General features: G+C 53.7%; 4 protein-coding genes. All 4 read right to left on the reverse strand.

All coding sequences use genetic code 11. The features are described 5' to 3' along the window. Nucleotides 1-94: 94 nt before the first annotated feature. The 4 genes from HBA93_RS01955 to cysT all read right to left on the reverse strand — a co-directional run bounded on the left by HBA93_RS01955 (nucleotide 95) and on the right by cysT (nucleotide 12,193). Nucleotides 95-8,737: a glycoside hydrolase family 94 protein gene (locus HBA93_RS01955; protein ID WP_221722139.1), complete on the reverse strand. Its 8,643-nt coding sequence runs from the start codon at nucleotides 8,735-8,737 to the stop codon at nucleotides 95-97. 458 nt (nucleotides 8,738-9,195) lie between these two features. Next, complete coding sequence (locus HBA93_RS01960; RefSeq protein WP_221722140.1) at nucleotides 9,196-10,236, reverse strand: sulfate/molybdate ABC transporter ATP-binding protein; 1,041 nt, start codon at nucleotides 10,234-10,236, stop codon at nucleotides 9,196-9,198. 174 nt (nucleotides 10,237-10,410) lie between these two features. Next, nucleotides 10,411-11,292 carry a sulfate ABC transporter permease subunit CysW gene (gene cysW / locus HBA93_RS01965; protein WP_121992005.1) on the reverse strand — a complete coding sequence of 294 codons (882 nt, stop codon included), beginning with the start codon at nucleotides 11,290-11,292 and terminating at the stop codon, nucleotides 10,411-10,413. Further along, nucleotides 11,282-12,193, reverse strand: a complete 912-nt coding sequence (gene cysT, locus HBA93_RS01970) for a sulfate ABC transporter permease subunit CysT (protein ID WP_221722141.1) — start codon at nucleotides 12,191-12,193, stop codon at nucleotides 11,282-11,284. Before cysT ends, cysW begins: the two co-directional genes overlap by 11 nt. Nucleotides 12,194-12,200 lie beyond the last annotated feature (7 nt).

Here is a 12,200-nt window from a genome sequence, read left to right on the forward strand (position 1 = left end):
TCATTCTTGTTGGACAGACCATAAGCAGAATTCAGCAAAAATAAAGGGCGATGATTGCTCACCGCCCTTTATTTAAAGTTCTGTCTGATCTGACTTATTTCAGTTCAAGCACAATCTCATGCTGCCCCTGCGTTGCCAGAGCAATACCGGCATCGCGTTTTTTGACTGCTTTGCCATCCACTTTCAAACTGTCCCGACCGGCTTTATTGCGCACAGTGATTTTATACAGTGCCTCACCATGACGGTAATCCAGTTCAAAACCATCCCAGTCAGACGGTAATACCGGATTGAGGAGCAGCGCATTGCCGCGCTTGCTCAAGCCGAGAATACCTTCTGTTGCCACGCGGTAGAACCAGCCTGCAGAACCGGTATACCATGTCCAGCCGCCCTGACCGCGACGCGGCTCAACGGAGTAAATATCCGCTGCAATCACATAAGGCTCAACACGATAGGTCTCAGGATTTTCACCGTGATGCACCGGATTAATCAACGAGAACAGCTTGTAAGCCTCATCACCACGACCGAGTTTGGTCAGCGCCATAATCGCCCATGTGGCACCATGGGTATATTGCCCGCCATTCTCACGCACACCGCGCGGATAGCCTTTAATATAACCCGGCTCATGCTCAGTCTTGTCAAATGGCGGAGTGAACAGGCGCAGCAAGCCGCCCTCTTCATCCAGCAAATGCTTTTCAAGTGAAGCCATCGCCTGATCTGCGCGTTCAGGATCAGCAACACCGGACAGCACAGCCCAGCTTTGGGCAATCGCATCAATCTGGCATTCGTCACTCAGGTGAGAACCAAGCGGTGCGCCATCGTCGAAATAACCACGACGATACCATTCACCGTCCCAGCCATGCTCTTCCAATGCCTTGTTCAGAGCATCCAGATGTTTCTGCATGGCTTCCGCACGGCTCATATCACCACGTGATACGCTCAGCGGAATGAACTGCTGCAGCGTATAGCTGAGGAACCAGCCGAGCCAGACGCTCTCGCCTTTGCCTTCAACGCCGACAAGGTTCATACCGTCATTCCAGTCGCCGCCAAGGATCAGCGGCAGACCATGCTGACCGGTGCGCTGCATGGCCAGTTCCAGCCCTTTCACGCAATGCTCATAGACCGTATCGGCTTTGTCCGAGACCTCCGGCTGATAGAAAGCGTCATGCTCGCTTGTCCCCAAAGCACGGCCCTGCAGATAAGCAACTTCCTCATCAAGCACAGCTAGGTCGCCGGTCACCTGCGTATAGAGCGTTGCCGCATAGGACAGCCACACCACATCATCGGAGATCAGTGTGCGTACGCCTGCACCGGTGACCGGCAGCCACCAATGCTGCACATCGCCTTCCGCAAACTGGCGACCGGCAACATTGAGCAACTGCTTGCGCGCCAAAAGCGGATCCAGCATCAACAATGACAGCGTATCCTGCAACTGATCGCGGAAACCATAGGCACCGCTGGCCTGATAGAAAGCAGCACGTGCCAGAATACGCGAAGCCATACTCTGATAAGGCAACCAGCGATTGACCATCAGATCGAAAGAACGGTCCGGCGTTTTCACCTGCAATGGCCCAGTAAAATCCTGCCATTGCTCAGAAATACGCGCCAGCAGATCATCCATATCCAGACCGCGACCATAGGTAATCAACCCCTGTGCTGTCTCTTCATCTTTGGCATTACCAAGAATGAAGAGGATGTCTTTGGTCTCTCCTGCACTCAGCTCCAGATCATAGCTCAGAGCCGCGCAAGGATCGCGTCCGGCCTCGACCGTACCTGACAAGGATTTACCCTGCATCACACTGTCCGGCTCGGTAACGGAACCGGTGGCACCGATAAACTCCTGACGATCAGAGGTCACTGATACCGGCAGAATATTGGCTGTCAGGAAAGCCACCTGATCTGCCTTGTCGGTATGATAAGGATTACGGGCAAAGAGTGCGCCCAGTTCCTCATCAAAACGCGGAACAATATAAGCGGCGTTTTTGGCACGGACATTGCCCAGCACCCATTCCGCATAATTATAGAGCCGCAGACGTTTCATCGACTGGCCGCGATTGACAAGACGCAGGCGTGTCAGACGTACCGGCTTGTCCGGATCAACTGCCATGGTCAGTTCACAGAGCACATCGCTATGTTTAGAGGTGAACGTGCTGCAACCCTGACCATGTTGCGCTTCATAGGTTACTTCCGCATCGCGAATGACATTGGCCGTCGGTGCGAAGACCTTGCCGCTGTCACGATCCGCAATATAGAGGGCCTCACCCGGCAGATTGGAAACCGGATCATTCGACCACGGGGTCAGCTGATAATCACGGCTGTTACCGCTCCATGTGAAAGCGGAACCCTCTGCTGAAACATGGAAACCGAACTCCGCATTGGCAATCACATTGATCCACGGATGCGGCGTTGTGCGGTCAGCATTGAGACGCACAACATAATTGCCCGCCGTATCAAAACCACCATAGCTGTTCCAGAACTCCAGCCCGTCACCGGAAACCTGCTTGTCCGCTTTGAGCTGACGCGGCGCCACGCCCGGAAGCTTGACGACCTGTTCATCATCCGTCTCCGCAGCACGGCGACGGCTCAGACGCGGATCGGTGCTTTCAAGCTTGGTTTCCTTGCGGCTTGCCAGATCAACCGAGAGCTCCTGAATACGCTTGAGCTGTTCTGCCAGAGAACCGTTCTGCGCATGCATTACAATCCGTGCAGCAGCCAGCAGCGTATTATAGGACGCCTCGCTCATCTGATCACGGCGCACCGTGAAAATATGCTGTTTTTGTCCCTGATGCTGCGAACGGACACGGAAACTTTCCGTCAGCCATTCAACTGCACGCTGGGTATCCTGCGCATAGGAAAATGCCCGTTCATTGACCACAACCACATCTACGGTAAGGCCTTTTTCACGCCAGTATTCCTGTGCTTTCAGCACACCGCGCAGCACTTCAAGATCGGCTTCATTGTCAATCCGCAGCACGAAAATCGGATCATCGCCGGAAATCGACAATGGCCAGAGATCAGACTGCGCACCAAGACCCGCAGCAATCACTTCTGACGGCTGGCGCAAAGCGCGATCCGGATAGATCAGATAAGCAGCGGTTTTTTGGTAATCTGTCGCTTCTGCCGGTTTGATGCCGACATGATGCAAACGCACTTGGCTACGTGTCCATGACAAAGTATATTCACGGGCAAAAGCCTCAGGATAACGCAGAACTGCTGCTTTCTCTTCCAGATAAGAGCGCGAACCGCCTGCCAGTGTCCAGAACACCAGCGACACTTTTTTATGCGCCGGAACACGGACACGGGTACGCAATGAGGCAACCGGATCAAGCACAGTGCCCTGACTGCCGGTAAACTTCATCTCCTGATCGAAAGCCGCCGGATTGCGCAAGGTGCGGCCACGGCCGATAAAAACACGGCGATCAGTTTCAGCTTCCGTCTCACGCACAGCGCCTGACAAATCAGTCACGAAATGCGCCACATGCACTTCCGTGTCCGACGGTGCACGCTTGCGCCGTTTGGCATAGATTGTTGTACCGTCCGGTGCGATTTCCGTTTCCACAAACATCTTGGCAAAAGCCGGATGTGCATCATCCGTATCCGGATTATTCAGCACCAGTTCCGCATAGGATGTGACCTCGATGACACGGTCGCGCGAACTGGTATTGATAATATCAATCCGGCGTCCTTCACCATCGACATCGGTGGTAACAATGGTTTCCACCACAGTCTTGATATCGCCGGAGGTCTTATAGAACTCGGCCTTATCTTCCGTGAACACCGTCTTGGTTTCAGTTTCCAGATGGCGCGACGGCTCACCGGTCGCCGACCACCAGCGACCGCTCTCGATATCACGCAGGAACAGGAAGCTACCCTGCATCCCTTCCGATGCATCCGGCTGGAAGCGGGTAATCGCCAGATCATGCCAGCGGCTGTAACCATTGCCGGCAGCCGTCAGCATCAGCGAATACTGACCATTGGACATCAGATGCACACTGCGCGGTGCCTTCAGCGGCTCTTCGATAATACGCATCGGTGCTTCATCAAAGGCACCGCTGTCCACACGCATCGGATTTTCCGTCTTGGCATAGACCATCGGAATTTCACGCGGTGCTTTTTCCTGCAACAGCAGTTCAGCCGCCTCAATCACCGGATCAGAATGGAAACGGCTGCGCATACGACCGTCAAAAATCACGTTATTGACGGCGATAATCGACATGCCATGGTGATGCGCATAATAGTTTTTCACCACAGCGCATTTTTCACCTTCACGCACACGCGACGGCGTGAAATCCACGGAATCGTGGAAGCCGTAACGCCCCAAAGCGCCAAGCTTCTGCAAGACCTTCAGATTAGAAACCGCATCAGCCGGACGATATTGCGAGGCTAACAGGCTCGCATAAGGTGCAATCACCGCATTGCGCGACAGGCCGCGCTGCAGACCCAGTTTCGGCACGCCGAAATTGGAATATTGGTAATTCATCTGCGGATCGCGGGCATTATAAGCCGCTTCCGAAATTCCCCAAGGCAGACCGCGCGAGGTCGCATATTCAATCTGACGCTGCACAACCAGTTTATTAGTCTGATCGAGAAGCGAGCCAAGCGGCTCATTCATCACCAGCGGCGGCATCAAATATTCAAACATCGAGCCTGACCAGGACAGCAGAGCGCCTTTCCAGCCAACCGGCACCAGCAGACGGCCAAGTTTGAACCAATGTTCTACCGGCACATCGCCCTTGGCAATGGCAAACAGGCTGGCAAGACGGGCTTCCGAAGCCAGAAGATCGTAGCAGCTCTCATCCAGTTCGTTTTCCTGCACGCGGAAACCGATCGACAGCAAACGACGCTCTTTGCGCTCAAGGAAACCGAATTCCATATCGAAGGCCAGCTGACGGGCGCGGCTGGCAAGGCTCTGCAACTGCAGACGCAGCTCTTCAGCATTATGCTCACCGATCGCATCATCCGTATGGGCTTTACAGGTTTCAACCAGTGTACGCGCCCATTCCAGCGCTTCCTGTGACTGGGTGGTTTCCAGCTCGCCATCCAGTTCCAGCGCCAGCTTTTCAATATCCTTGGCGAAGAGCGAAATATTGATGGTGCGGAAAGAGGCCGTTTCTGGTTCCTCGCGGAAAGATCGCACAGCACGGCGGAAATTGGCAATCCGTTCCTCTAAGCGGCGACGCAGTGGTCGCAGAATACGGCGATCATCCGGAATAGCGGCAATTGCCTCTTCCAGAATATCATTGACGTCGAGAATGCCCTCAAAATCACCCTGCAAATAAACGGAAGGTGCCTGCGCCCATTCTTCCAGTGCTGAAGACAGCGTAACCAGATGACCGGCCAGATTGCCGCTATCCACCGCCGACACATAAAGCGGCTGCAATGGTTTCAGCGTATCAGTCTCATACCAGTTATAAAGATGGCCGCGGAATTTCTCCATCTTCTCCATCGTGTCCAGCGTCTGGCCGATACGGGTCAGCGTATCGTTGAAGCTGATCCAGCCGAAGTCACGGGCAGAAATGATGGAAAGGAAATAGACGCCGATATTGGTCGGAGATGTGCGCATCGCCACAATACCCACCGGATCTTCCTGATAGTTGTCCGGCGGCAGATGGTTGCCTTCCTCATTGGTAAAGGCTTCGAAATAGCGCCATGTACGGCGGGCATAGCGGCGCAGATCGCCTTTATCGCTGGAGCGGACTTCCAGCGTATCCTGCGGTTTGGCTGAGCGGCTCACTGCCCATGCGATCCACGGCGAGGCAATCCAGATCACGGCAAAAGGCACGGCAATCAGCACCGCTTTGCTGCTGAACAATACCGGCGCCAAGAAAGCCAGTGCACCGATCAGCAGTGACGGCCACATCAGGCGCACATAGAAATCCAGCGTATCGGAAGACTTCATCTGCGCGGCTGCACGCCATGCCAGAAGATAGCGGCGCGAGACAAACAGACGGTAGAAGGTGCGGACAATCGCATCACCCATCAGCGTCGCGCTATGAGCAATGAAGCTGAGACGCAGCGCCATATCCGCAAAAGCCAGTGTCACATCGGTGAGAACCGACTGAGCATGACCTTTCAGCGAATAGTCCATATTCACCGGAATAAGGTTGGTAACGATACCGAAAATCATCGGTACGAACATCGCCAAAATCAGGAACAGCTGCCAGATCGTGGCAACGCCGAGCGGCAGCAAACACCAGCCAGCAAAAGACGCAATCACCCACATGATCGGGTTGAGCGAGCGACGCAGGTTATCGGCCATTTTCCAGCGGGTGACATTGCTGACACCTTTGCCGGTTGAGAACAGAAACGGCAGCAACTGCCAGTCACCACGCGCCCAGCGGTGATGACGGGAAATATCAACATTATAGCCGGTCGGATAATCTTCCACGACCTCGACATCGCTGGCGAGCGCACAACGGGCATAGCCGCCTTCGAGCAAATCGTGGCTGAGGACTGTATTTTCCTCAATCTTGCCCTGCATCACCCGTTCAAAGGCATCAACATCATAGAGGCCTTTACCGGTGAATGTACCTTCACCCAGCAAGTCCTGATAAACATCGGAAACCGCAAAGACGTAAGGATCAATACCACGATTGGCAGAGAATACGCGCTGCAGGAATGATGCATCATCGCCGGTGGTCAGCGACGGAGTAACGCGCGGCTGCAAGATACCGTAACCGCTGGTAATACGACCGGTTTTCTCGTCAAAGACCGGATGATTGAGCGGATGTGACAGCTTACCGACCAGATTGGTCACCGATTGCGGTGTCAGGCGGGTATCAGAATCCAGTGTCATCACATAGCGGATATCACGCGGCAGCGGCACATCCGACGGGAAGAAACTGGTATCATGATCACCGCGCAGCAGCAGGTTCAGCTCATGCAGCTTACCGCGCTTGCGCTCCCAGCCCATCCAGCTGCCCTGTGACGGATTGTAAAGACGGCGGCGATGCAGGAAAAAGAAACGCGCCTGCCCGCTGCTCGCATAATCTTCTCCGGCATAATGCGTATTGAGCCTTGCCACTTCCTCACGGGCATAATCCAGCACTTCCATATCGGCAGGCGTGACTTCCACATCGCTGTCAGTCCAGTCACTGACAATCGCAAAATAGACTTCGCCACGCGGATTGGTCAAATAATGCACTTCGAGATTACGGATATGTTCATCCACACTGTCACGCGAATTAATCAGCGTCGGTACGGCCACCAGCGTGCGCGCATCAGCAGGCAAGCCATCACGATATTCATAACCGACCAGACGGTTTGGCTGCACGAACCACGGCACCAGCGAGTTAAACAGACCAAGTGAAGCTTCATAGGCAGGGAACAGCGCGAGGATGGTGAAGAGCAGCTGTTCGCTCTCGCCAAAACCGATGCGCCCCATACCGGTATAAACCAGCACCAGCAGGCCGATAGTCATTGCCCAGACCGGTGCAGCTATCCCCCACAGGCCGAGCCCGCGATAGAGCCGCAGCAAACGCGATGATAAAGGCGGTGTATAACCGCAAATCTGCTCCAATTCGGTACGGGCATTACCGCTCAGATAATAGGCAATCGCACCGCTTTGCTCACGCTCGGTGATTTTATGCTCGCGCACGGATTTTTCACGCGCCAGCCGCAAAGCCGTATTGGTCACCTCAATTTCCGTCATACGCGAATTGCGGGCGATCTTTTCAATGGTTACGCGATAGCTGTTGCGTGAGGCGAAATCGAGATTTTCGAAATCACTGTTCTCACGCAGGATCGCATCCATAATACTGACGGTCTCAACCCATGAGGTCCAGTCCACATCATCAATGGTTTTGAGCGAGCGGATAATATTACCCATGGTCATACCGCCGGTAGACTGGCGGGCATGTTCCTCGACAATAATATCCTCTACATCGCGTCCGGTCGCTTTCAGCTGAGCTTCCAGCCATTCAATCGCCGGTCCGGTCGCTGTGGAAGCACTGCGCAGACGATAAAGCAGATGGGTGGCAAAAGTACCATCCCGTGCCGGTTCGCTATATTCTGTCAGAATGGATTGCAGTTCTTCCGGTGAAGAAGTCACGACAATCTTATCAGCCACGCGATTGGCGAAGTTACGCATCGCACGGGCGCGTTCAACACGCAGCGCCAGGCGGCGGGCATTCTCCACCAGCATAAAACGAATAACTGACGGCAGCGCCCATAATTCACCAATGCGCAGCGGTTCAACACTCTGGAAACCGTCGATCAGTGCTTTCAGGCTTTTCAGAGAAAAATTACTGTCACTATGGGCAACATACAGCCATGCCAGCGCGAAAACCCGCGGCAGGCCTTCGGTGCTCAGATTGGCAGATGCATCGGTGTTTTTTGATACCGCACCATCCGGATGAATATTAGCTGCCAGCGGCAACTGGCGCAAAAACTTGTCAGGCAAATCGCGGCGTGCCTGCTGCATGCTTTTATCGACAACGTAATAATTGTCGAGCAGCCACTGAGCAGCCGGCGTAATCGTCTCGCCGTTACGCGATGCCGCATCGGAGGAGCGATAGGCATGCAGGATCAGACCAGCATTTTCCGCAAGCCGTTTGTTAAAGTCGAATTTCTCATAATCGGGCAAGCGCACAGCTTCATTGCGAGCCAGTGCCGCAGCGAGCAGTTGTAATTCTTCTGGTGTTTTATAGTGCCCCCTGATTGGCAAAGGCAGAACCGGCAAAAGGCGGTCAGCAACAGGGCGGGAAAACAACGATGAAAGAGAGAAAGACAAAGCCGGCATATGCCTTTTACAGCCTTTTATAAGATTTAAGTTCCGCTACGGATGGTCAGATTTGCCATATCCGCAAACACATGCTTCAGATCCTGTGAATTTCATAAAGATTCTCACATGATCGGTGGTGTTAAACAGTTATGACCAAATTACGTCCGCAAAGAATGCCATGGTCGAATTTGGTAAAATCGCAAAGCACAAATCATAGCTGATTTTAACTTTACGTTATAAAAATCAACAGGCTACCCTCTGCAATCGGCACTCCGACGATACGCAAGCCCTGACAAAGCTGGGGCAGCACGCTTTGATATAATGCCAGAGGGTGAGAAAGGTTGCCTGAGTGCACTTTAAACGGATTAAATTATTTTGAAAGTCCCTCTTTCTGATAAGGAAAACGCCGGATAACAAAGCCGATATTCAGCCCCGTATCCGGCGTTTCAGAGAATCATTTTCTGAGCTGCATCTCTTTAGTTTTGAGAGGCAAAAACGCGCCAGTATTTCGGCCGGAATGCCAGACGGCTGCCGGTAACCGCTTCATTCTCTGCCGGAATTTCAATCTCGATAATTTCACGGTTGCCGCCGACTTCCAGCTCAACACGGCGCTTGGCGCCCACCCGCCGTGTAGCAGTGACCACACCGGCAATACAGCCGCCGCATCCCTCCACCAGCTCCACATCATGGGGGCGGAAATATAGCACCGCTTCTCCGTCTGCCTGATCGGTTGTCAGCCCCAGAGAGCGATCTGCCAGCCAGAGCGCCCCGTGCTCAACACGCACATTCAGGCGGCTGGATTCCCCGATAAAGCCATAGACGAAAGCAGAATTCGGGCTGTCATAAATCTCGTCCGGTGTTCCGACCTGTTCGATGCGCCCCTGACTCATCACCACAACACGGTCGGCCAGTTCCAGTGCCTCATCCTGATCATGAGTTACAAAAACGGTGGTATGGCCGGTGCTGTCATGAATCTCACGCAGCCATTTGCGCAGCTCTTTACGTACCTGCGCATCCAGCGCGCCGAAAGGCTCATCCAGCAACAATACATTCGGTTCAATCGCCATGGCTCGTGCCAAAGCCACACGCTGGCGCTGGCCGCCGGAGAGCTGCGCCGGATAGCGGTTTTCCAGTCCCTGCAATTGCACCAAATTGAGCAGATCAACCGCACGCCTGTGAATGTCTGCCTTGGACGGACGCGTAGAACGCGGGCGTACTTTCAGCCCGAACCCGACATTCTGCGCCAGCGTCATATGGCGAAACAAAGCATAATGCTGGAACACAAAACCAACATTACGTTCCTGCACGGTTTTATTTGAGGCATCCTCATCGCCGAAATAGACAGTGCCCTCTGTCGGGCTTTCCAGCCCTGCAATCAGACGCAATAAAGTGGTCTTACCCGAGCCGGAAGGGCCGAGCAAAGCAATCAGCTCGCCTGAATGAATATCAAGCGAAACGTTGTGCAGCGCCGGAAACTGCTCAAACTCCTTGCGCACCTCAACAACGCGTACTTCCATTCTCAATCCTTTCAGGCACCCTCATGCCAGTGCATTACATCTTAATGATTAGAGCATTTCCGGTTTTGATTAAATCAGAGGAAATGCTTTGTCCCTTTGTTTTCCCGCGCATCTCATCCGAAAACCGCTCACACTTTTCGGGATGCGCTATTCATGCGCAAAGCGCATTACAAGTCAGCCCCCGTCATGCGTAAAGCGCATTTCCAGTATGGTTTTCAAAACGAGTGTGATCAGCGCCAGTCCCGCCAGCAGGGATGCCACCGCAAAAGCCGCCACGATATTTTCGCTATACATCATCTCCACATGCAGCGGCATAGTCGTCGTCAATCCGCGAATACGTCCCGACACCACCGCCACTGCACCGAACTCTCCCATCGCACGTGCATTACACAGCAACACACCGTAAAGCAGCCCCCAGCGGATATTCGGCAAAGTCACATAGAGAAAGGTTTTCCAGCCACTTGCCCCCAGCGATAAAGCAGCTTCTTCATCACCTGTACCCTGTTCCTGCATCAACGGGATCAGCTCACGGGCAACAAAAGGAAAAGTTACAAAAATCGTTGCCAGCACAATACCGGGAACGGCAAACAATATCTGGATATTATACGATTGAAGCCATGATCCGAGCATACTGTTACCGCCGAACAGCAGCACAAAAACCAGCCCTGAAATTACCGGCGACACCGAAAACGGCAGATCAATCAGCGTGATGAGAAAGGTCTTGCCGCGAAACTCAAATTTGGCAATCGCCCATGAGGCGGCAATCCCGAAAACCATGTTCAAAGGGACTGCAATAGCCGCAATCAGCAAAGTCAGGCGGATAGCCGAGACTGCATCCGGATCGGTCAGTGCTTCCAGATACGCACCGGTGCCTTTGCTGAAAGCCTGCGCAAAAATCACGATCAGAGGCAGCACAATGAACAAGGCCATAAACAGCAGCCCTGTCAGTGTCAGAAACCAGCGCATAGCCGGTGTTTCTGTGACCGCTGAGCGGTTATGAGCCGTGTGATTATGTTTCAGACGACGGGAAAACAGTTTTCCGGCACTAGCTGCCATAGCCATATCTCCTGCGTGTCCGTGTCTGGATCAGATTGACAATGAGCAACATCACAAAAGAAATCAGCATCATCACCGTAGCCAGCACTGTGGCGGCGGAATAATCGAATTCCTCAAGCTTGATGAAGATCAGCAAAGGTGCGATTTCAGTCGAATAAGGCCGGTTACCAGCGATAAAAATCACCGAGCCATATTCCCCGACTGCACGGGCAAAGGCCAGTGAAAAACCGGTCAGAATAGCCGGTTGCAAACCAGGTAAAAGCACACGGAACACGGTCTGAAAGCGACTGGCGCCCAGCGTTGCCGCTGCCTCCTCCTGTTCACGGCTGATCTCTTCAATCACCGGCTGGATCGTGCGCACCACAAAAGGCAGACCGATAAAAACCAGTGCCACCACAATACCGGCCTGTGTAAAAGCAATACGAATATCAAGCGGCATCAGCCATGCACCGATCCAGCCTTTCGGCGCATAAAGCGCTGTCAGTGCAATACCGGCAACAGCGGTGGGCAGAGCGAAAGGCAGATCCACCATCGCATCGACCAGCCGCCTGCCGGGAAAGCGGTAGCGTACCAGCACCCATGCAACAATGCCGCCAAAAACCACATTAATCAACGCAGCCAGAATCGCGCTGAAAAAACTGACCTGCAAGGCACTGACCAGCCGGGGATCTGTCGCCAGTTGCCAGAAGCGTGCAGGTCCGACCCCCACCGCATGCAGCATCAGCACCATCAGCGGGATCAGGATCAGCAGAGACAGATAGGCCACGCTAAAGCCCAGTGTCAGGCCAAAGCCCGGCAGAATGGACGGCTTGCGCCATGCCTGCCAGAAGCGCGGTTTTTTCCCGCTTTTATGTGGCTGATCCGGTTTCCCGCCGCCCGTTTTTGTTATGAGTTCTGCCATAGGTAAC

Origin of the sequence: Ochrobactrum sp. SFR4 (assembly GCF_019730395.1) — a bacterium.
GTDB lineage: Bacteria > Pseudomonadota > Alphaproteobacteria > Rhizobiales > Rhizobiaceae > Pseudochrobactrum.

Excerpts from the sequence above, each read along its gene's own strand:
- HBA93_RS01955 (WP_221722139.1), bottom strand. The coding sequence starts at position 8,737 with ATGCCGGCTTTGTCTTTCTCTCTTTCATCGTTGTTTTCCCGCCCTGTT.
- HBA93_RS01960 (WP_221722140.1), bottom strand. The coding sequence starts at position 10,236 with ATGGAAGTACGCGTTGTTGAGGTGCGCAAGGAGTTTGAGCAGTTTCCG.
- cysW (WP_121992005.1), bottom strand. The coding sequence starts at position 11,292 with ATGGCAGCTAGTGCCGGAAAACTGTTTTCCCGTCGTCTGAAACATAAT.
- cysT (WP_221722141.1), bottom strand. The coding sequence starts at position 12,193 with ATGGCAGAACTCATAACAAAAACGGGCGGCGGGAAACCGGATCAGCCA.